Here is a 20,048-nt window from a genome sequence, read left to right as displayed (position 1 = left end):
ATAATGATAAATTAAATCAAAATAAATAAAGGAAAAAATATGGAAAAATATAAATATGAAGTGAGCTTTAAGGATTTAAGCGATCAAAAAGAGATTAAATTCAACTCTACAAATCACGACGATGTTTTTAACATTATAAGCCGTTTTAGAGATCTTGATATAAACGTAAGCAGTGATGATAAGATAGCTTTTATCGTTGGTTTAAAGCTTTTTATCGAAACTATCTTAAAAAACAAAAATGAAAAGCCCTTTAATGAGCTTTTTCCTATGCTAAAAGATATGATGAAAGTGGTTAAATCAAGCTTTAAAGAGTAAATTTACTTTTTAAACTCAAACATATTTAAAAACTTCTTCGCCCTATCGGTTTTTGGATTTGTAAAAAACTCATCAGGCGTTGAAGTTTCTACAATCACGCCTTTATCCATAAAGATGATTTTATCCGCTACCGCCCTTGCAAACGCCATCTCATGCGTGACGATTAACATTGTGCGACCTTCACTTGCTAAGCTTAGCATCACATCTAAAACCTCTCTTACGATTTCAGGATCAAGTGCGGCGGTAACTTCGTCAAATAGCATTATTTCAGGATTCATACACAGCGCTCTTACTATAGCAACACGCTGTTTTTGTCCGCCACTAAGCTCTTTTGGATGAGCGTAGGCTTTTTGGATAAGACCAACTTTTTTAAGCCAAAATTTAGCCCTTTTTTCAGCTTCATCTTTGCTAATTCCTTCAACTTTCATCGGTCCAAGTGTGACATTTTTCATTACATTTAGATGATCAAAAAGCTCATAGCTTTGAAAAACCATCCCAACTTTTTGGCGGATTTCACGCCAGTTTTTAAAGTCTTTGTCAATTTTCACACCTAGAATTTCCATCGTGCCACTTTGAATTTTTTCAAGTCCATTTATGCATCTTAAAGTCGTGCTTTTGCCACACCCAGAAGGACCTAAAATAACCACAACTTCGCCCTTTTTTACACTAAAGCTTAGATCTTTTAAAGCGTGATTTTCGCCGTAAAATTTATTAATACTATTTAATTTTAAAATTTCCATCTTTTATCCTAAATTTTCTATAAATTTAATCTCATCGTTGTTTAACTCAAAAAGTTTATAAACCAAATCATTTGCCTTTTTATCTAAATTTGCGATTTTGCTTTGTAAATTTAGCACACTTTCTTTATCGTGTGTGAAAATTCTCTCCCACTCATTTTTGAAATTTCCCTCATCAAATTTATCTTTAAATTTAAGCTTTAAGGCTTTTGAGAGTTCTTTTATAAACTCATCAAATTCTAAATTTTCAAAGTTTTCTAAGCTTTTTGGAGTTTTGGTTAAATTTAACTCATTTAAAAAAGCTTGTTTTATCTCTTTTAAATTTTCATGCAGTTCTAAAAGCTGTTCGGCTAAATCTGTAAATTTAGCCATTTCATCAGCTGAAATTTGCGGTACTAGAAGTTTTTCAACAAAAATTTTACTCATTTCATAGCCACTTCCAAGTCTAGCACCAATTTGTTTAAAATACCAAAAATTTATTTTTGAGTTTAAAAAAATAGTTAAAAATTTTAAATTCTCTTTATCGCTTGTTATCGTGAAACATTTCTGGTTTGTATAAAAATTATCAGGGTCATAATAAGCTACAAATTCACTTGCCATATTTGGATAAATGATTTTATCCTTTTCAAATTCCTTATAATACGCGATATTATCCTGCGTTTCAAACCATTTATTTGATGTCTTTTTTCTACAACCTTTTTCGCCACTTTGGTTTAATCTAGGCATAAAATTCATTAAGAAATTCTTAAGTGTAGGATAGTTTTCTATATCTAAATTTAGTGCTGGAAAAGTGCAAATCAGCCACAAATCCGCCCACTCATACGAGTATCTTTTGATATCTCGCCCTCTTAAAATCTTTTTTATTAAATTCGCAGTAGCTGTTTTTTCGGCTTCATCTTTACAAGTGGCTAAAATTTCATCTTTTGTTTTTGTGTCGATTATAAAAGCTTCGTTTAGTCCTGTTAAAATTCCACGATAAATATTTATATCCCACTCTTTAAGTGGTGTGCCTTTGCTTTGTAGCTTTGATTTTATGCTAAACTCAGTTTTGTTTAAAAAAGTAAAAGCGGTTTTTGAGAGCAGATTTTGTGGAATAATGGCTAAAATTTCATCTAAATTTGAGCTAAACTCAAAGGAGTTATTTTTATTAATAGCTTTTTGAAATACCGTTATAGCACTATCAACCGTGGCATCTTCAAAAATTTTAACCCCGTTAAAATCAACGATTTGTTTAAAGCTAAATTTACTTAGCAAAAACTCTCTTAAATTTTCACCATATCTTGTGCGAAAAAATTTATTTGAACAGATAAATCCTAAATAACCATCATCTTTTAAGGCTTTAAAACCAAGCTCGTAAAAATAGACATATAGATCCGCTGTGCCGTTAAAAACCTCATAAATTTGTTCTAAAAGTGGCTTTTGGTCTTTTATGAGTTCTTGACGCACATATGGTGGATTTCCGATAACTGCGTCAAATTTAAGATCTTTAAAAGGAAAATTTGTTAAAGAGTTTGCGGTTACTAAATTTTTACTTAAATTTGTGAGTTTTCTGCCAACTTGTGCGGATTTTAACCATAAAGAAAGTTTTGCGATCTCAACTGCGTTTTCGTTGATATCAACGCCGTAAAGGTTGTTTTCTAAGATGGCATTTTCTATATCAAAAAGCCCTAAATCATCGCCATAAATTTCTTGCCTTAAATTTGCACAAAATTTATGCTCATTTATCAAAAAATTCATCGCTTCATTTAAAAACGCACCACTTCCACACGCTGGATCTAAGATCTTTAAACTTAGTAAAAATTCTCTGTATTTATCAAACTCATATCTATTGATTTTATCTTTTTTTGTTAGATTGTTTTTATTTTTTGGATGAGGTAAGGAAAGTAAATTTTCTCTTTTTTCTTTACAAATTTCACCCAAAGTTTTAGAAACTATAAATTTAGTGATAAACTCAGGCGTGTAAAAAATGCCATCTTTTTTTCGTTTGGTCTTTGTTTTATCAAACGCGTCGCCTTTAATATTTGCTGTGATTTCTTCTAAGTCATTAAGGCTTTGTTCAAAAATATGCCCCAAAATATTTACACTAATTTCGCTTGAAAAGTCATACTCGCTTAGTTTTGAAGCGTTTAAGGCATCATCGTCGATTTTTAGAGCGTCAAGTTCTTTATCATCTGCGAAAAGTCCGCCGTTATAAGCTTTTATATCAAGTTTTTCATCGCCACTATTTATAGCTTTGAAGTAGAATTTATACATTTCATAAAGGCTAAAATTTGTGTATTTTTGGGCGTGAAAGTCGTTTTCTATGGTTTTAATGGTGTTTGGTTTTAAAAGGGCTTTATCTTCTGCAAAAAGTATGAAAATGATCCTATCGCAAAGCTTTGAAGTAAAAGATAAAAGCTTTTGTTTATCAATGCTGGGGTTGTTTTTAATCAAATTTTCAAATAAATTTAGCCTAAAATTTGAGTAATCTTTATAAAGCTTTTTAGAAATTTCGTTTTCAAAATTTATGGATTTATCTTTTAAAAGTAGAGGAATTTGATTTTTAATACTTTCAAAATTTAAAAGCAGATAAAACTTTTTAAACTCATCAAAGCTAAGATTAAAAAGATCAAATTCTACAAATTCTACCTTTTTATCAATGTAAAAGCGAAGTTTTTGAAAATTTGAGATGATGATAAAGCGAGAATTTGCGTGAGAGTTGTGGTAGTTAAAGGCTTGATTTTCAACTTTATTTAGATCTTTTGTGGTGGTATCTTTTAACTCTATAATGCCCACAACTTCGTTATTTAGGGCGATAACACCATCTGCTTTTTTAGCATCAGTTTCATTTTTCATCTCTCTTTTGAGATTGAAATTTTCAGGATTTGTCGTATCAAGCGTGTAGTTTAGGCAGTTTTCAAAGATATCTTTTAAAAAGCCATCTTGATAAACTTCTTCTTTGAAAGTTTTAATAGCATCTTTTTTGTCTTGAAATTTTTTAAACTCATCGTAAGCTTTAAAAAGCTTTTTTTCATCAAGTTTTTTTATAAACTCATTTATAATTTTTTCTTGAAACATCACGCTGACCACCTATTTTCTAAAATTTTAGAGAGTTTTGAAACTGGATAGCAAATAGCAAAATATAAGAAAAATATAAATCCATAAACTATAAACGCAGCGTAATTATCGGTAAATACGGCATTATCTATGATTTGCTGACCTACTTTTACTACTTCAACGACGCCTATTAAAACGACAATTGAAGTTGTTTTTATCATTCTGCTTAGTAAATTTATAGATGCTGGTACAAGGCGTCTCATGGCGAGTGGTATGATGACATAGATGTAAATTTGATAACTTTTTAGCCCAAGGCTGGCTGCACTTTCAAACTGATGCTTTGGAATGCTACTAACTGCTCCACGAACCAAGTCCATCATCTCAAAAACGCCCCAAATACTAAATATAATAATAGCTGCTCCAACTCCGCTTATATGGATATTTGCCCATTTGCTTAGTCCAAAATAAACTAACATTAGCCAAACGATTTGTGGCATTATACGAACTACTTCTAGACCAAATTTAAGTATAGCGTATATGAAGCGGTTTTTTAAACTCATCAAAATTCCAAGAACCATCCCACCAACTAAAGATATAACAATAGCAATGAGAGAAATTTTTACCGTTACCCAAAGTCCAACCATAAGGCGAATGAAGTTGTTTCCTTCAAATAAAATATCAAACATAACTTAGCCTTTTTTCTAAAAGAGTTAGCCCTAAAGATATCGGTAAAATGATGATTAAATAACTTACTACAAGCATAAAAAGTGCCTCATCTGTCATATAGTAAAGCCCCATGATATCTTTTGTAGCATAAACTAAATCAGCTAAAGCAATAACGCTAACGATGGAGGTTTCTTTGGTTAAAAATATTATATTTGCACTAATTGATGGAAGTGCTATAAAAAAAGCTTGTGGTAAAATCACATGAAATATAAGCTGAAATTTGCTAAGTCCAAGGCTAAGACCAGCTTCGATTTGGGCTTTTTTAACCGCTTCATATCCAAGCCTAAAGCTTTCTGCCATATAGCTTCCACCTAAAAACGCAAGCCCAATAACACCACAGCTAAAGCTATCAAGCTTGATACCAACTTTTGGAAGACCGTAGTATAAGAAAAAAAGCTGGATTAAAAGTGGGGTATTTCTTGAAATTTCAATGTAAATATCAAAAATTTTATTTATAAATTTAAGATTTAAGACTCTTGAACTCATAGAAGCTAAGCCTATGATGATACTTAAAACTATGCCAAAAAAAGCTAACTTTACTGTAAGAATTCCAGCTGTGATAAACATCGGTGTAAATTCTTTTATAAATTCAAAATCCATAAACTGCCTTGTGAAATTTAAATAAAACTTATTTCTGAGTTATTTTATCCTAAAAAACTTAAGATTTTGTATTTTTGAGTGGAATTTGCTTTGTATATGCGGGGTATTTTGTTTAAAAATAAGCCGGAAAACTCCGGCTTTTGTTACTCTATTTCGATTTTTTTAGCTATTTTAGGTGCGACTTTTGGGATAGTTATGTTTAGCACACCATCTTCAAATTTCGCACTGATCGCATCAGCATCAACGCTATCAGGAAGGCTAAAGCTTCTGCTAAATTTGCCAAAAAAACTTTCGGATTTGTAGTAATCCTCCTCTTTTGTCTCGTTTTTATACTTTCTTTCGCCTGAAATACTGATGTGGTTTTTATCAAAGTCTACATTTAAATCTTCTTTTTTAACTCCTGGAAGATCAACTTCAATATAGTAACTTTTCTCATCTTCTCTTGTATTTACAGCAGGTGTGAAACCTGAAATGTTCCTTTGTGAATTTGCTCCTAAAAGCTCATTTGCGAAATCACTTAGTTCCAAAAGTGGACTATATCTTCTCATTACTCTCATCTTAAACTCCTTTACTTATTTAATTTGAGTGTATTATACTCAAGTTTGAGTTAAATGTCAAGTGTTTTTTAGCAAATTAATAATAAGAGTGCTAAAAATTTAGATTTAGACAATAGTTTTTAAGATATATCTCATGAGTTCTAAGGCTTTTGAGCGGTGAGATAGCTTTAGTTTTGTCTCAATATCAAGCTCGCTTATGGTTTTATCAAAACCTTTTGGTATAAACATAAAGTCATATCCAAAGCCGTTTTTGCCCCTTTCTTGTGTTATAGCATCCCCGTACATAAATCCATGAGTTGTAAAATCTCCAAATTTAGAGCTAACTGCGATACAGGCGGTGTAAAAAGCTGGTGAGCTTTTTAAATTTAGAGCTTTTATTTTAGATATTAGTTTTTGCCTATTTGTTTTATCTGTTGGTTTAGTAACTAAATCCAAGCTATATCTTGCTGAGTAAATTCCAGGTTCACCATTTAAAATAGGAAGTGAAATTCCACTATCATCACTTAGTGATATAAACTCATTTTCAAGCCCTTTTTGGCAAATTTTTTCATAAACAGCGCGCGATTTTATAAGTGCGTTTTGCTTAAAGCTTTTGCCAGTTTCATCTATGTAAAATGGCTCTAATACTTCACTTAGAGCATAAATTTCAAATTCTTTATAAAACTCTTTTATCTCTTTAACTTTATCACCATTGCTTGTAGCTAAAACTATTTTCATGAACATCCTTTAAATTTAAAATCCAAAATTTTACCTAAGTTTAACTGAAATTTTATCTATTCTGTTAGAATTAACATTTTTATATAGGAAATATTTTATGAATAAGACAGTTTTATCTCTTTCGTTTGTTGTAGCAAGTAGATTTTTTGGGCTATTTATAATACTGCCTGTTTTTGGGCTTTATGCTAAGGATTTAGATGGTTCGACAACTTTTCTAGCAGGCGTTGCAATAGGAATTTACGCTATTATGCAGATGATTTTACAAGCACCTTTTGGGGCGATAAGTGATAAATTTGGGCGTAAAAATACTATGACTTTTGGGCTTATAATATTTATCATTGGCTCACTTATTTGTGCTTTTACTGACTCGATTTATTTGATGATATTTGGTAGGTTTTTGCAAGGAAGTGGTGCTGTTGGTGGCGTTGCTATTGCGATGATAAGTGATTTTAGCAAAGAAGAAGAACGAGGCAAAGCAATGGCTGTAATGGGTATGATGATAGGTTTAAGCTTTGCTTTATCTATGGTTTTAAGTCCAGTTTTAGCATCAAAATTTGGACTAAGTAGTCTTTTTCATCTAAGTGCTATTTTAACGCTAGTTTGTATAATCTTACTTTACACTTTAGTTCCACCTGAAGTAAAAGTTAAAGCTCACAGCGAAAATACACCGTTTTTAAAAATTTTAGCTGATAAAGATATCACAGTTATGAATTTTACAAATTTTATGCAAAAGATGCTTATGACGATGGCGTTTTTTATAATTCCAATCGTGCTTACTACAAATTTTGGCTTTGATAAAGACAGGTTTTGGATAGTTTATAGCGTGTCGATGATTTTTGGCATGATAGCGATGGGATTTGCTGGATTTGTTGGTGAAAAAAAGGGCAAAAGCAAGGAGATAATGCTTTTGGGAATTGTATTTTTTGCCATGTCTTACGCACTTTTTAGCCAGAACAGATATCTATTTTTACTAGGAATTGTGGTGTTTTTTGTGGGTTTTTGTATGCACGAGCCAATTATGCAAAGTACAACTTCAAAATTTGCAAAAGCTGGCGAAAAAGGTGCAGTTATAGGGATATTTAACGCAGCTGGGTATTTTGGAAGCTTTGTTGGCGGATTAGCTGGTGGGTATTTTTTACAAAATTTAGGTCTTTTAGCACTTATTTTAACTGTTTTAATTATAAGTTTGGTTTGGTTTTTACTTCTTTTAAGCCTTACAAATCCAGCAATTTTTAAGAATTTATATTTTGATGAAAAGCTAAATTTTAGTGCTTTAAATTCGCTAAATGGCTTTATAGAAAGCTATCAAAAAGGAGATAGTTTTGTAGTAAAATACAACTCAAATTTGACAAACAAAAGTGAAATTTTAGAAATTTTGGGGGTAAATGGTGGCAAAAATTAGAGGGTGGATATATGCTTTTATTTGTGCTTTAAGCATTCTTTTCATAGTTATTTTATTTAAAATAGCACCTAAAAAAAACTGGAAATTTAGAAGAAAATGGGCAAAGCTACAACGCTTTTTGATAGGGTATAAACTTATAAAAAATGGTGAGTTTGAAGATGCCGATATGATAATGATAAATCACAAAAGTATGCTTGATATCATCATTTTAGAAGAGATTTATCCTAAAAATTTAGCATGGATAGCTAAAAAAGAGATAGGAGAGATGAGAGTTTTTGGTGAAATTTTAAAAACTCCAAAGATGATAGCTGTAGATAGGAAAAACCCACGCTCAATCGTAAAACTCATAAAAGATGCCAAAGATAGAGTAGAAAATGGCAGAGTTTTGGCTATTTTTCCAGAAGGAACCCGCGGTAGGAGCGATAAGCTTTTGAAATTTCACACAGGGGCTAAGGTTTTAGCTGAAAAGCTAAATTTAAAAGTTCAGCCAATTGTTTTAAAAGATACGCTTTACAATCTTGATGTTAAAAAAGTTGAAGTTAGAAGCTCTGATATAAAAATGACTTGTTTGCCACTTTGTGATTTAAGCGATCCTGAGTGGTTTGAAAAAGCTAGAAAAGATATGCAAAAAGCATATGATGAGATGTAAGATGAGTGGCTTTAACGCACTTTTGCTAGCTGGATTTGGCGGTTTTATAGGGGCTTTTTTTAGAGTTTTAGTTGGGTTTGGAGCAGGTAAAATTCTACCTACAAATTTCGCTTATGCTACTCTTTTTGTAAATACAATCGGCTCATTTTTGATGGGAATTTTTCTGAATTTAGAGTTGCCACCACAAGTAAAACTCTTTTTAATAGCTGGAATTTGTGGCGGATTTACGACATTTTCATCATTTAGTTATGAAAGTCTTATGTTTTTACAAAATGGTGAAATTTTAAAATTTGGTCTAAATTTAGCTTTAAATATCACTCTTTGTATAGTAGCGTGCTATCTTGGAATGATAACTTTTAAACTTAGTCATTAAAAAGCGGTTTATCGCTAAAAAGTTTATTATCACGCTTTTTAGGCTTTAATGCACCCTTTTCTAAGCTCTCTTTTTGTTCATTCCATGCCATTTGGCTATATTTTCTCGCTTTTATTGCTTCATTTTTCATAGACTTAAAAAGAGCGTCTCGTTTTTGCTTTCTAGCTGCTTTTGAGAGTTTTTCTTTGCTTAGTTGTTCTGGAGTTTTTGTAGGTTTTTTATCCTTTTTATACTCGCCCCTTAACCAGTAAACCAAAGATATCCCGCTAACGCCTGTTACAAGTGGTATAAGTCCTAAAAAACACCACCAAGTCGGGTATAATAACCCAAAAAATATCAAAACAAAAAGCCCAGCTAAAATTCTCAAAGCTCTATCTATAACTATCATTTATGCTCTTTTTAATAAATTTTGGCTGATTATACCAAAATTAAGCTAAAACAGTATAAAATAATAGGCTAAAATTTCTAAATAAGGTAAAACATTGAAAAAAATTATTATTTTATTGTCAGTTGTGATAGTGGTCATGGCTGGATATATCGTCTATACAGAGATGACTGATGGTAAGCTTTTAAGTAGCGAAGTAAAGTGTTCTTTAGGTAACGAAAATGAGTGTTTTAATGCAGGTCTTGCGATAATTACAAATGGTGGAGACTTAAACGCTTCTGCTAAATTTTTTGAAAAAGGATGCTTAAAAGATCATCCACAAAGTTGCAATAACGCTGGTACGCTATTTTTTGGAGCAGCTACAAAAGAGTTGCCAAAAGCTATAAAATATCTTGATAAATCATGCTTACTAGGTTACGCACCTGCTTGCAACAGCTTATCTGTTGTTTTTCAAAATGGAGGTGAGCTTGATCAAAATTTAACAAAAGCTTTAAAATATGCTGAATTAGCATGCAGTGGCGGCGTGATAGAAAGATGTAATGTGGCCGGGCTTTTTTATCAAGGTGGGTATGGTGCTAGCAAAGATTTAGTAAAAGCTTTTGAGTTTTATAATAAATCATGTAGCAGTAAAGATCCTATCGGATGTAATAACCTAGCAGCTTACTATCAAGGTGGGCTCGGCGGGGCTGATAAAAACGAAACTATGGCAGCAAATTTATACGCAAATGCTTGTGATGGTGGAAATTTAACTTCTTGTAACAATCTTGGTTTTATGTTTCAAAATGGTTTAGGTATAGAACAAAATTTACAAAATGCTGTAAGACTTTATGATTTGGCATGTTCAAGAGATGAAAGTACAGCTTGTGTAAATTTAGGTGCTATAGTTCAAAGTAGTGCTAATACATTAAATGACATCCAAACTGCTATAAATTTGTATCAAAAATCTTGCCAACTAGGAAATCAAGATGGTTGTAACTTACTTCAAAATTTAATCAATGAGATAAACGCTATGCAAAACACAGATAATAACGAAACTCAAAATTTAGAAAATAATAAAACAGATGAGGCAAACTAAGACCATCATCATTGGTGGCGGCGCAAGCGGGCTATATCTTAGCTCGCTTCTTTTAAAACAGCACACTGTCTTAGAGCAAAACTCAAAAGTAGGAAAGAAAATTCTTGCCAGCGGTGGTGGAAAATGCAATATCACAAATGAGTTTATATCATCACAAAATTACTTAGGAGATGCTGAATTTATAGATGAAATTTTATCAAATTTGAGCTATAAAGAGGTTTTAGCTAAATTTAGTGATGTGAAATTTAGCAAGATAAAAAATAATCAATTCTTTGCAAGCTCAAGCAAAGATGTGCTAAATTCTTTGCTTAAAATGTGTAAAAATAGCGAGATTTTAACTAGCACAAAAGTACAAAGTGTTAAAAAACTAGGCGATGATTTCATATTAACAACAAACAGTGGTGATTTTTCATGTAAGAATTTGGTTGTTGCAAGTGGCGGACTTAGTGCAAAAGCCCTAGGAGTAAGCGATATCGGCTACAATATAGCTATGAAATTTAATCACAAAGTTTCAACTCTAAATCCAGCTCTTGTAGGACTTACGGTGCAAAAGCCTGAGTTTTGGATGAAGAGTTTAAGTGGGGTGAGTTTAAAAGGGACGTTAAAAGTTGGAAGTAGAATTTTAGATGGCGAACTACTTTTTACTCACAAAGGTATAAGCGGACCAGTGGCGATGAATGCTTCACTTTTTTGGCAAAAAGGTGAGTGTGAGCTAAATTTCATGCCAAATTTTAACCTTAAAAATATTAGAAATTCTCGTAAACAACTTGTAAGTGTTTTGCCGCTTCCAAGAAATTTTATCAAAGCCTACCTTAAAAATTTTAACCTTTTAGATAAGCCTGTAAGTAGATTTAGTGATAGTGAGTTTGAGATTATTAAGAATTTACAAAGCTATAAATTTGCTCCTGCTGGTAATTTTGGATATGAGAAAGCTGAGATAACAAAAGGTGGGATTTGTGTGAGTGAGATGTCAAATTTTTGCGAGAGTAAGATTTGTAAAAATCTCTATTTTATCGGCGAAATTTTGGATGTTAGTGGTATGATAGGTGGATTTAACCTACATTTTGCATTTGCATCTGCTAAAGCCGTGGCAAAGAAGCTTAACAGCTGTGCTTTATAAATTTCGCAAATTCTTATAGTGCTTCATTAAATTTAACTAAAAACAACCTAAAAAATATAATTAAATTTAAGAAATTAAGCAAATCTTTAAAGATAAAAAGTTATAATCATTATCAAAATAATTTTTTAAGGATTTTATTGAGATCAACAGCTATCTTAGCCACCTTGCTACTTGTATTTAGCTCTATATCGCTATTTATAGGAGTTATAGAGTTAGATATAACTAATCTTTTTAGTAAAGAAGGTTTAGAGATTTTATTTATATCTCGCTTTCCACGCCTACTTGCTATCATCTTAAGTGGTGTAGCATTGAGTGTTGCAGGACTTATTATGCAGCAACTTGTGCAAAACAACTTTGTATCACCTACAACAGGTGGAACGATATCTTCAGCGCAGCTTGGGATTTTAATAGCACTTATTTTTATACCAGATTCAAGTATTTACGGCAGGGCTATTTTTGCATTTATTGTTGCTATGATTGGGACTTGGATATATGTCGGTTTTATTCAAGCTATCAAATTTAAAGATAGTGTGATGGTTGCTCTTGTTGGGATTATGTTTGGGTATGTAATTGGTGGCATAACCAGCTATCTTGCTTTTAGATATGGTTTAGTTCAAACTCTATCAACTTGGCTTACGGGCTCATTTTCACTAATTATCAAAGGGCGGTATGAGATACTTTATATAACTTTGCCACTTGTTGTTGTAGCGTTTTTGTTTGCAAACTACTTTAATATCGTAGGTCTTGGTAAAGAGTTTTCTAAAAATTTAGGCGTTCCTTACTCTGTTGTGCTATTTTTAGGTATGAGCTTAGCAGCAATGCTTACAGCTTCAGTAGTTGTAGTTGTTGGGGCGATATCTTATATCGGACTAATTGTTCCAAATTTAATTAAAATGTTTAAAGGTGATAATCTTAAAGGAACTCTTGTTGATACTGCTTTGTTTGGGGCACTGTTTGTTTTGGTTTGTGATATTTTAGGCAGACTCATAATGGCACCTTATGAACTACCAATTGATCTTATAGCTGGGGTTTTAGGAAGTTTGGTTTTTATAGCTTTAATCTTTATCAAACTTAAAAAAGGCGATAAAAAAGTAGTAGCTTTTGTAAAAGGTTGTGGTGGTTTTATAAAGGTTAAAAATGAGAACTAAACTTATAATTATGGCTGTTTTGGTTGCAGTTTTTGGTCTTGTTTATCTCTTTTATGGATTAAATTTTAAATTCTTTGAATTTAGCATGAGTTTAAGAATTCCTAAATTTTTGGCTATGCTGTTGGTGGCTTATTGTATAGGTGCTGCTACTTTGATATTTCAAACCATCATAAAAAACACAATCGTAACGCCATGCCTTCTTGGTATGAACTCTTTATATTTACTTATCCATACGGCGGTTATGTTTTTTCTAGGATCAGCTAGTGTTTTTGTATTAAATAAATTTGCTAGTTTTATGCTGGATTTGGTTCTTATGGGAAGTATTGCGACATTTTTATATAGCTATCTTTTTCGCGTAACTGGGCATAATGTACTTTATGTATTGCTTACTGGTACGGTAATGGCAACTTTATTTAGCTCACTTCAAAACTCAATGGTTAGAGTTATGGATCCAAATGAGTATGACGCGCTACTTAGCTCACTTGTAGCTAGTTTTAACAATGTAAATAGTGATATTTTAGGTTTTGCATTTATAGTAGCTTTTGTTTTAAGTATTGTTTTTTACAAAGATTTAAAGCTTTTAGATGCTATTAGTCTTGGCAAAGAGATGGCTATAAATTTAGGTATTGACTATGATAAAGTTACAAAAAGACTTCTTCTAGGAGTTGCACTTTTTATAGCAGTTGCCACAGCTTTAGTTGGTCCGATATCATTTCTAGGGCTTATCATAGCAAATTTATCAAGACAGTTTTTTAATACATATCGCCATAGCTATTTGATAGCTGGGTCTATCTTTTTTGGGATGATTGTTTTAATAGTTGGGCAAGTGATTGTAGAAAGAGTTTTTGTTTTAAGTGTGCCGATTTCAGTTTTTATAAGCATAATGGGCGGTGGGTATTTTATGTATTTGTTAGTAGTAAATAGGAGTAGAATTTGATAGTTGAGAATTTATCTAAATCATACTTTGGAAATAGAGTAGTTGATGATGTAAGCTTTGAAATTCCTAAAGGCAAAATCACATCTTTTATAGGTCCAAATGGTGCTGGAAAATCAACAGTTATGGGGCTTATCTCTAGACTTGTTCAAATGGATAGTGGAAGTGTTAAATTTAAAGGAAAAGAGCTTAAAAAGTGGAAAAGCAAAGAGCTATCTAAAAATTTAGCCATACTTTCACAAACAAATAATATAAATATAAAACTCACCATAAAAGAACTTGTAAGCTTTGGAAGATTTCCATATAGTTCTGGAAGACTTACAAAAGAGGATAAAGAGATCGTAAAAAAGGCACTTTTAGATATGGAGCTTTTAGAAATTAGTGATAAATTTATAGATGAGTTAAGTGGTGGGCAAAGGCAAAGAGCATTTATTGCGATGATTTTAGCTCAAGATACTGAGTTTGTACTTTTAGATGAACCAACAAACAACCTTGATATTTACCACTCAACAACGATGATGAAAAATATTAGACGCCTTTGTGATGAGTTTGGAAAGAGCGTTATAATGGTTCTTCATGAGCTAAATTTAGCATCTTACTATTCAGATTATATCTGTGCTTTTAAAGATGGCAAAATTATGAAATTTGGAACTAGTCAGGAAGTGATGACTTGTGAGAATTTAAAGGAGCTATATGGCGTTGATTTTGAGATCTTAAATAGAGATGGTAAAAATTTATGTATGTATTGTTAAAAATTTAAATCAAAGGATAAAAATGAAAAAAATTTTATGTTTAGCTCTATTTTTAGGGCTTTTAAATGCAGTTGAAGTTGAGAGTTTTAACTCTAAAGATGAGGTTGTTAAAGTAACTATCAAAGACGATCCTAAAAAAATAGCTGTAGCTGACTTTGCTACTTTAGATACTCTTGATAGTTTGGGGCTTGGAGATAGAGTTGTAGCTGTTACAAAAGCACAAAATGTTGATTATCTAGATAGATATATTAAAGATAAAAATATTGTAAATATTGGAAGCGTAAAAGAGGTTGATTTAGAAGCGTTGATGGTGAGTGAGCCTGATGTGATTTTTATAGGCACAAGGCTAAAAGAGCAGTACGATAAGCTTTCTAAGATAGCTCCAGTTGTGCTTTTGGAGATTAATTATGAAAATGGCACTTTTGAAAGCACAAAGAAAAACGCAAAAACTATAGCTAAGATTTTTAATAAAGAGAGCGAAGTTGATGCTAAATTTGATGAATTTGAAAAAAGGCTTGATAAGATAAAAGATAGTGCTAATGGCAAAACAGCTGTGATAGCTATGGTTTCAAATTCAAATATCAACACGCTAGGTAATAAAAAAAGATGCTCAATGATAGCAAATGATGCTAAATTTGAAAATCTTGCAGCTGATGCAAAGACAACTCATGGAAATGATGCAAGTTTTGAGCTGATTATAAAACTTGATCCTGAGTATTTATTTGTTTTAGATAGAGATACAGCCATAGGAAATAGCGGAACAAAAAAAGCAAAACAGGTCTTAGAAAATGATCTAATCGCAAGCACAAAGGCTTACAAAAACGATAAAATTTACTATCTAAATCCAGCTGTTTGGTACTTAAGTGAAGGTGGGATAACAGCTATGGATGAGATGCTAAAGGACCTAGAAAACGCTTTAAGATAAAACTTGGTTAAATCTCTTGCTTTTTAGTAAGGGATTTAACTATACTTTGATATAAATTTTATATCAAATTTAAGTAAGCCTTTAATATTTAACAAATTCATACTAAAAATCACAAATAATAATTTTTCTATATTTAGTAAATTTAATATCTTTCTTGTAATAATTTTTGTAATCAAAAAGTTTCTTAATTTCTCTATACTTATGTTATAAATTTTATGGATAGGAGAGTTTTATGAAAAAAATTTCATTAGTTGCAGTTTCGCTTTTAGTTGGCGTAACTTGTTCTTTTGGGGCGAAAATTTACCCACTTGATAGAGCAGAATTAGTTGCAGATTCTAAATTTGATATCAAAGTTGAGTTTGATAAAAAGCTAAATTTAGATGATACAAAAGTCTTAATCAACAATAAAAATATAAACGAGTTATTTAAAGATAAAATCGAGTTTGTTGAAGATGAAGAAGGGCTTGGCTCAAGTATTTGGATAAGAGATATCACTCTTCCAAAGGGAAACTACGAAGTAAAAGCAAGTGGCGATGGCAAAGATGAGAGCGTAAAATGGGAGTTTTTTGAAAGCGAAAAACCACTGGCTAAAAATGTTATTTTTATAGTTGGAGACGGCTTATCAGTAGCTCACAGAACTGCTGCAAGACTTATGATAGGTGGCTCAACTGAGGGAAAAGTAAATAAAAACCTTGCAATGGATGATATGACTTATGCTGCTTTTGTTGGAATTGGAGCTCAAGATAGCATAGGAACTGACTCAGCAAACACAATGTCAGCATTTATGACTGGGCAAAAATCAGCCGTAAATAGTATGGGAAGCTTTACTTCAAGATCAAGCGATCCATTTAATCATCCTAAATTTATAAATATCGGCGAACTCATTAAACTTCACTCAAACAAATCACTAGGAATCGTAAGTGATGCAGAAGTCGAGGACGCCACTCCAGCAGCTGTTGTAGCTCACACAAGAGCTAGATCAAAAAAAGCTGAGATAGTTGAGCAGATGTTTGCATTAAAGCCTGATGTTATTTTAGGTGGTGGCTCAGCTTACTTTTTACCACAATCAACTCCTGGCTCAAAAAGAAAAGATGATAAAAACTACATAGATGAGTTTAAAAACGCAGGTTACAGCCTAGCTACAAATGCTACTGAACTTAGCAAAATTGATACTAAAAACACTGATAAACTTCTAGGACTTTTCCACACAGGAAATTTAAACACTATTTTAGATATTAAATTCTTAAAAGAAAATGGTGCTACAAAAAACTTTCCAGACCAGCCAGAACTTCCTGATATGGCAAAAACTGCACTTGATATCTTATCAAAAAACAAAGATGGGTTTTTCCTAATGGTAGAATCAGCCCACATCGATAAAGCTTCTCACCCACTTGACTGGGAAAGAGCTGTGATGAGCACGATAATGCTTGATAAAGTTGTAAAAATGGCACTTGATTTTCAAAAAGAAAACCCTGATACTTTAATCATCACAGTTGGCGATCACACTCATCCGATTTCTGTTATTGGAACAGTTGATGATAACAAACCAGGCGATAAAATGCGTGAAAAAGTTGGTATTTATCAACATGCTGGATTTCCAACTTATGAAGATAAAGACGGCGATGGATACCCTGATAGGCTAGATGTTGATGTAAGACTTGCTGTGTTTTTTGCTGCATTTCCTGACTACTACGAGACATTTAGACCAAAACTTGATAAACAATTCGTTCCTGCTGTAAAAAATGAAAAAGGCGAATATGTGGCAAACGAAGAGTATAAAAATGTAAAAGGTGCTGTATTTAGAGAAGGAAACCTACCTACATTTGAAGGAACTGGAATCCACGCAGTTGATGATATGGTTATTTTAGGTGAGGGTCCTGGGGCTGAGAAACTAAAAGGATATATGGAAAATACAGAAGTGTTTAGAGTTTTAGTTGAGACTTTGGGAATTAAACCTAAAAAAGATTAAAATTTAGAGTTTAAATTTATGAAAAACTTATTTAAAGTAGCCATTTTATCGTGGCTACTTCTTACACCAAATTTTGCTAAAGACCCTGCACAACTTTCATTTGAAGGACTTTACTCAAGCTGGGGAGTTTTAGGGCTTGAGATGTCTAAGCAAGTTTTAGATAATGTAGGAAAAGAGGTAAAAATCACAGGCTTTATGGCACCACCTTTAAAAGCGGATGCGAAGTTTTTTGTCTTAACTCAGTATCCAATGGCACTTTGTCCGTTTTGCTCATCAGATGCTGACTGGCCACCTGATATCATCGTCGTTTTTCTTAAAAAACGCCAAAGCTTTGTGCAGTTTAACGCACCGATTGAAGTTACTGGAACGCTTGAAGTTGGCTCACAAACTGATAAAGAGACTGGTTTTGTAAGCTTGATGAGAATTGTTGATGCAAAATTTAAAAGAAAATAAAGGCAAAATGTGGATTTAAAAATCAAAAATTTAGTTTTAAAAGTAAAAAATGAAGAAAACCCTATTTTAGAAGTTGAAAATTTATATCTAAAAAGTGGAGAAAATTTAGTCGTAACTGGCGAAAGTGGTGCTGGAAAGACGACATTTTTAAATTTAATAAGCCTTTTAGAGTTTCCAACAAGTGGCGAAATTTACTGGGGTAATGTAAAAACCTCAACTCTTAATCAAACTCAAAAAGATAGATTTAGAAACCTAAATTTTGGCATCGTGATGCAAAATTTTCATCTTATTCAAAATTTAAGTGCCATTGAAAATATCATGCTTTTAAATCTTTTTTCTACTAACAAACCAGTTAAAAAAGAGTTAGCGATGCATCTTTTAAATGAAGTTGGCATAACAAATCCAAATTTAAAACTTAAACTTTATTCACGCGGTCAAATGCAAAGAATAGCCATTGTTAGGGCACTGTCTTGTGCTCCAAAGGTTCTTATCTTAGATGAGCCAACTGCGAGTTTGGATAAATTTAACTCAAATTTAATCACCAATTTACTAACAAATTTCACTAACAAAACTAACGCCACGATGATAGTTGCCTCTCATGATGAGACTATAAAAAATAGCTTTAAAAACATTTTAGATATCAAAAAAAATGAAAGCATCAACTGGCAAAGTAATACTTTACAAACTAAGGAAGAAAAATGAGTTTTTTTAAGCTTTTTTTAGCAGATTTTAGAAAAGATTTTGGATTAATTAGCGTTATGATACTTCTAATATCAGCAACTTTAAGCCTTAGCTTGTTAAGTATTTTAAGTGAGAGATCACTTCGTCTTGGCTCAGCTGCTGCGGCTGATAAGTTTGATTTGGTAGTTGGTGCAAAAGGTAGCGAAGTCCAGCTTGTTTTAAGTTCGGTTTTTTTAAAACCGGCTTCGCTTGATTTGATTGATTCTAAAATTTTAGATGAGTTAAAAGCTGATGATAGAGTAAAATGGGCATCTCCTGTTGGTTTTGGAGATTTTTATCAAAACTTTCCTGTGATTGGGATTTCAAAAGAGATGATTGAAGGCGAAATTTCAGAAGGTGAGAATTTAAAAGAGATGTTTGATGCTGTTGCAGGAGTTGATACCGGACTTAAAATAGGCGACACTTTTAGTCCGATGCATGGGCAGTTTGTGGAAGCTGGAGCACACACTCATGATGATATAACTTATAAAGTTGTCGGCATTAAAAAAAGAGATAATTCAGCTTGGGATAACTCTATTTTAGTTGGCATTGAGGCTGTTTGGCATGTGCATTCTGATCACGATCACGCACACTACCACGATAATCACGCAGAACATTCGCATAGTCATTCTCACGATAAAGCACACGCTGATCGCGACGACCACGATGAAAATTTGCACGATAATTCTCAGGACCACTCACACGAGCATTCTCATAACAAACACAGCGAAAATCATAACGAAAACAACCTTGATACTCATGTTATCAACTCTACTAACAAAACTAACAAACACAGTGGCGAAGAAACTCATCAAAACCACGATGATAGCGAACTAACTCACGCTAACAAGTTAGGAGTTCCAGCAATTGTTGTAAAGCCAGTTAGCTTTGCAGCAGCGTATCAATTAAGGCAGGATTATAAAGATAGTGATGATACGATAGCTGTTTTTCCAGGAGAGATTTTAGCGTGGTTATACGCACTTTTAGGCGATGCGAAAAGCTGGCTTTTAAGTATCTCTATCGCACTTCAAATTTTAGCTTTTGGGCTAGTTTTTGGGCTTTCGTTTTTGTTTATCCATCAAAAACGCCACCAAATAACCGAACTTCGAGTCTTTGGGGCAAATGTGTTTAAAATCATGGCTTATGTTTGGACTGAGTTAGTTAGTATAATTTTATCAGGCATGATAATTGGCGTAATTTTAGGCTTTGTGTTGGCTAAATTTATCTCATTTAAGCTAGGTGATAAGCTTGGATTTTCGCTGATAACTAGGTTTGAAAGCGGTGATTTTATCTTTTTAGGGCTTGTGTTTTTAGTCTCAGCCGTGCTTTGCTTTATACCAGTTATTAGAATTTATCAAATTTCAGTCGCAAAATCACTAAAAGATAACTAAAAGTGTGATTAAATTTATCTAATTATCACAATTTGGGGATATTTAGCTATAAAATCTACAAATA

Annotated in this window: 21 protein-coding genes; 14 read left to right on the top strand and 7 right to left on the bottom strand. The window is 32.5% G+C overall.

Annotation, left to right across the window (positions count from 1 at the left end; genetic code table 11):
- The first annotated feature begins 39 nt into the window (after positions 1 to 39).
- Positions 40 to 315, top strand: coding sequence for a DUF3861 family protein (locus CCORG_RS07595; protein ID WP_025801820.1), 276 nt, complete (start codon positions 40 to 42; stop codon positions 313 to 315).
- Between the two features lie 2 nt (positions 316 to 317).
- Here the strand turns inward: CCORG_RS07595 and CCORG_RS07590 are convergent, their stop codons facing one another.
- From CCORG_RS07590 to CCORG_RS07565, 6 genes are all read right to left on the bottom strand, one after another.
- Positions 318 to 1,055, bottom strand: a complete 738-nt coding sequence (locus CCORG_RS07590; protein WP_025801818.1) for an amino acid ABC transporter ATP-binding protein — start codon at positions 1,053 to 1,055, stop codon at positions 318 to 320.
- 3 nt (positions 1,056 to 1,058) lie between these two features.
- Complete coding sequence (locus CCORG_RS07585) at positions 1,059 to 4,109, bottom strand: Eco57I restriction-modification methylase domain-containing protein (RefSeq protein WP_172658571.1); 3,051 nt, start codon at positions 4,107 to 4,109, stop codon at positions 1,059 to 1,061.
- Complete coding sequence (locus tag CCORG_RS07580; protein ID WP_025801814.1) at positions 4,109 to 4,774, bottom strand: amino acid ABC transporter permease; 666 nt, start codon at positions 4,772 to 4,774, stop codon at positions 4,109 to 4,111. Before CCORG_RS07580 ends, CCORG_RS07585 begins: the two co-directional genes overlap by 1 nt.
- Positions 4,767 to 5,414, bottom strand: coding sequence for an amino acid ABC transporter permease (locus tag CCORG_RS07575; RefSeq protein WP_025801812.1), 648 nt, complete (start codon positions 5,412 to 5,414; stop codon positions 4,767 to 4,769). The genes CCORG_RS07580 and CCORG_RS07575 overlap by 8 nt, the downstream gene beginning before the upstream one ends.
- A 143-nt stretch (positions 5,415 to 5,557) precedes the next feature.
- Positions 5,558 to 5,971, bottom strand: coding sequence for an Hsp20/alpha crystallin family protein (locus CCORG_RS07570; RefSeq protein ID WP_025801810.1), 414 nt, complete (start codon positions 5,969 to 5,971; stop codon positions 5,558 to 5,560).
- A gap of 105 nt (positions 5,972 to 6,076) precedes the next feature.
- Positions 6,077 to 6,688: a non-canonical purine NTP pyrophosphatase gene (locus CCORG_RS07565; RefSeq protein WP_025801808.1), complete on the bottom strand. Its 612-nt coding sequence runs from the start codon at positions 6,686 to 6,688 to the stop codon at positions 6,077 to 6,079.
- Between the two features lie 97 nt (positions 6,689 to 6,785).
- Between CCORG_RS07565 and CCORG_RS07560 the strand changes: the two genes are divergently transcribed.
- From CCORG_RS07560 to CCORG_RS07550, 3 genes are read left to right on the top strand one after another with little or no spacing between them, the layout of a single operon-like run.
- Complete coding sequence (locus tag CCORG_RS07560; protein ID WP_025801806.1) at positions 6,786 to 8,090, top strand: MFS transporter; 1,305 nt, start codon at positions 6,786 to 6,788, stop codon at positions 8,088 to 8,090.
- Positions 8,077 to 8,739 carry a lysophospholipid acyltransferase family protein gene (locus CCORG_RS07555; RefSeq protein ID WP_051487248.1) on the top strand — a complete coding sequence of 221 codons (663 nt, stop codon included), beginning with the start codon at positions 8,077 to 8,079 and terminating at the stop codon, positions 8,737 to 8,739. Before CCORG_RS07560 ends, CCORG_RS07555 begins: the two co-directional genes overlap by 14 nt.
- A complete protein-coding gene (locus CCORG_RS07550; RefSeq protein WP_025801802.1) occupies positions 8,729 to 9,112 on the top strand; it encodes a fluoride efflux transporter FluC in 384 nt (127 codons plus the stop codon). Before CCORG_RS07555 ends, CCORG_RS07550 begins: the two co-directional genes overlap by 11 nt.
- On the opposite strand, the gene CCORG_RS07545 is transcribed toward CCORG_RS07550, so the two are convergent.
- On the bottom strand, positions 9,102 to 9,500 hold the full coding sequence (locus CCORG_RS07545) for a YgaP family membrane protein (protein ID WP_025801800.1): 399 nt from the start codon (positions 9,498 to 9,500) through the stop codon (positions 9,102 to 9,104). The two genes, CCORG_RS07550 and CCORG_RS07545, sit on opposite strands and share 11 nt — an antisense overlap.
- Before the next feature lie 94 nt (positions 9,501 to 9,594).
- On the opposite strand from CCORG_RS07545, the gene CCORG_RS07540 reads away from it, so the two are divergent.
- The 10 genes from CCORG_RS07540 to CCORG_RS07495 all read left to right on the top strand — a co-directional run bounded on the left by CCORG_RS07540 (position 9,595) and on the right by CCORG_RS07495 (position 19,984).
- Complete coding sequence (locus CCORG_RS07540) at positions 9,595 to 10,572, top strand: tetratricopeptide repeat protein (RefSeq protein ID WP_025801798.1); 978 nt, start codon at positions 9,595 to 9,597, stop codon at positions 10,570 to 10,572.
- Positions 10,559 to 11,692 (top strand): aminoacetone oxidase family FAD-binding enzyme, encoded by a 1,134-nt coding sequence (locus CCORG_RS07535; RefSeq protein WP_025801796.1) that lies wholly within the window; start codon positions 10,559 to 10,561, stop codon positions 11,690 to 11,692. The genes CCORG_RS07540 and CCORG_RS07535 overlap by 14 nt, the downstream gene beginning before the upstream one ends.
- A 137-nt stretch (positions 11,693 to 11,829) precedes the next feature.
- Entirely contained in the window at positions 11,830 to 12,840 is a 1,011-nt protein-coding gene (locus CCORG_RS07530; protein WP_025801793.1) for an ABC transporter permease, read from the top strand.
- The gene (locus CCORG_RS07525; protein WP_025801791.1) at positions 12,830 to 13,777 is read left to right on the top strand and encodes an iron chelate uptake ABC transporter family permease subunit; all 948 of its coding nucleotides are present in this window, start codon (positions 12,830 to 12,832) and stop codon (positions 13,775 to 13,777) included. The genes CCORG_RS07530 and CCORG_RS07525 overlap by 11 nt, the downstream gene beginning before the upstream one ends.
- The gene (locus tag CCORG_RS07520; protein WP_025801789.1) at positions 13,774 to 14,526 is read left to right on the top strand and encodes an iron ABC transporter ATP-binding protein; all 753 of its coding nucleotides are present in this window, start codon (positions 13,774 to 13,776) and stop codon (positions 14,524 to 14,526) included. The genes CCORG_RS07525 and CCORG_RS07520 overlap by 4 nt, the downstream gene beginning before the upstream one ends.
- Before the next feature lie 22 nt (positions 14,527 to 14,548).
- A complete protein-coding gene (locus CCORG_RS07515) occupies positions 14,549 to 15,451 on the top strand; it encodes a siderophore ABC transporter substrate-binding protein (protein WP_034971336.1) in 903 nt (300 codons plus the stop codon).
- 232 nt (positions 15,452 to 15,683) lie between these two features.
- Positions 15,684 to 17,420 carry an alkaline phosphatase gene (locus CCORG_RS07510; protein WP_025801785.1) on the top strand — a complete coding sequence of 579 codons (1,737 nt, stop codon included), beginning with the start codon at positions 15,684 to 15,686 and terminating at the stop codon, positions 17,418 to 17,420.
- Positions 17,421 to 17,438: 18 nt separating this feature from the next.
- Positions 17,439 to 17,873, top strand: a complete 435-nt coding sequence (locus CCORG_RS07505) for a hypothetical protein (RefSeq protein WP_025801783.1) — start codon at positions 17,439 to 17,441, stop codon at positions 17,871 to 17,873.
- Between the two features lie 9 nt (positions 17,874 to 17,882).
- The gene (locus tag CCORG_RS07500) at positions 17,883 to 18,575 is read left to right on the top strand and encodes an ABC transporter ATP-binding protein (protein ID WP_025801780.1); all 693 of its coding nucleotides are present in this window, start codon (positions 17,883 to 17,885) and stop codon (positions 18,573 to 18,575) included.
- Entirely contained in the window at positions 18,572 to 19,984 is a 1,413-nt protein-coding gene (locus CCORG_RS07495; protein WP_025801778.1) for an ABC transporter permease, read from the top strand. Before CCORG_RS07500 ends, CCORG_RS07495 begins: the two co-directional genes overlap by 4 nt.
- Positions 19,985 to 20,048 lie beyond the last annotated feature (64 nt).

The sequence above is a fragment of the Campylobacter corcagiensis genome, assembly GCF_013201645.1.
GTDB classification, from domain to species: Bacteria; Campylobacterota; Campylobacteria; order Campylobacterales; family Campylobacteraceae; genus Campylobacter_B; species Campylobacter_B corcagiensis.
This window is presented reverse-complemented; position numbering and strand designations above follow the sequence as displayed.

Excerpts from the sequence above, each read along its gene's own strand:
- CCORG_RS07595 (WP_025801820.1), top strand. The coding sequence starts at position 40 with ATGGAAAAATATAAATATGAAGTGAGCTTTAAGGATTTAAGCGATCAA.
- CCORG_RS07590 (WP_025801818.1), bottom strand. The coding sequence starts at position 1,055 with ATGGAAATTTTAAAATTAAATAGTATTAATAAATTTTACGGCGAAAAT.
- CCORG_RS07585 (WP_172658571.1), bottom strand. The coding sequence starts at position 4,109 with ATGTTTCAAGAAAAAATTATAAATGAGTTTATAAAAAAACTTGATGAA.
- CCORG_RS07580 (WP_025801814.1), bottom strand. The coding sequence starts at position 4,774 with ATGTTTGATATTTTATTTGAAGGAAACAACTTCATTCGCCTTATGGTT.
- CCORG_RS07575 (WP_025801812.1), bottom strand. The coding sequence starts at position 5,414 with ATGGATTTTGAATTTATAAAAGAATTTACACCGATGTTTATCACAGCT.
- CCORG_RS07570 (WP_025801810.1), bottom strand. The coding sequence starts at position 5,971 with ATGAGAGTAATGAGAAGATATAGTCCACTTTTGGAACTAAGTGATTTC.
- CCORG_RS07565 (WP_025801808.1), bottom strand. The coding sequence starts at position 6,688 with ATGAAAATAGTTTTAGCTACAAGCAATGGTGATAAAGTTAAAGAGATA.
- CCORG_RS07560 (WP_025801806.1), top strand. The coding sequence starts at position 6,786 with ATGAATAAGACAGTTTTATCTCTTTCGTTTGTTGTAGCAAGTAGATTT.
- CCORG_RS07550 (WP_025801802.1), top strand. The coding sequence starts at position 8,729 with ATGAGATGTAAGATGAGTGGCTTTAACGCACTTTTGCTAGCTGGATTT.
- CCORG_RS07545 (WP_025801800.1), bottom strand. The coding sequence starts at position 9,500 with ATGATAGTTATAGATAGAGCTTTGAGAATTTTAGCTGGGCTTTTTGTT.
- CCORG_RS07535 (WP_025801796.1), top strand. The coding sequence starts at position 10,559 with ATGAGGCAAACTAAGACCATCATCATTGGTGGCGGCGCAAGCGGGCTA.
- CCORG_RS07525 (WP_025801791.1), top strand. The coding sequence starts at position 12,830 with ATGAGAACTAAACTTATAATTATGGCTGTTTTGGTTGCAGTTTTTGGT.
- CCORG_RS07515 (WP_034971336.1), top strand. The coding sequence starts at position 14,549 with ATGAAAAAAATTTTATGTTTAGCTCTATTTTTAGGGCTTTTAAATGCA.
- CCORG_RS07510 (WP_025801785.1), top strand. The coding sequence starts at position 15,684 with ATGAAAAAAATTTCATTAGTTGCAGTTTCGCTTTTAGTTGGCGTAACT.
- CCORG_RS07505 (WP_025801783.1), top strand. The coding sequence starts at position 17,439 with ATGAAAAACTTATTTAAAGTAGCCATTTTATCGTGGCTACTTCTTACA.
- CCORG_RS07495 (WP_025801778.1), top strand. The coding sequence starts at position 18,572 with ATGAGTTTTTTTAAGCTTTTTTTAGCAGATTTTAGAAAAGATTTTGGA.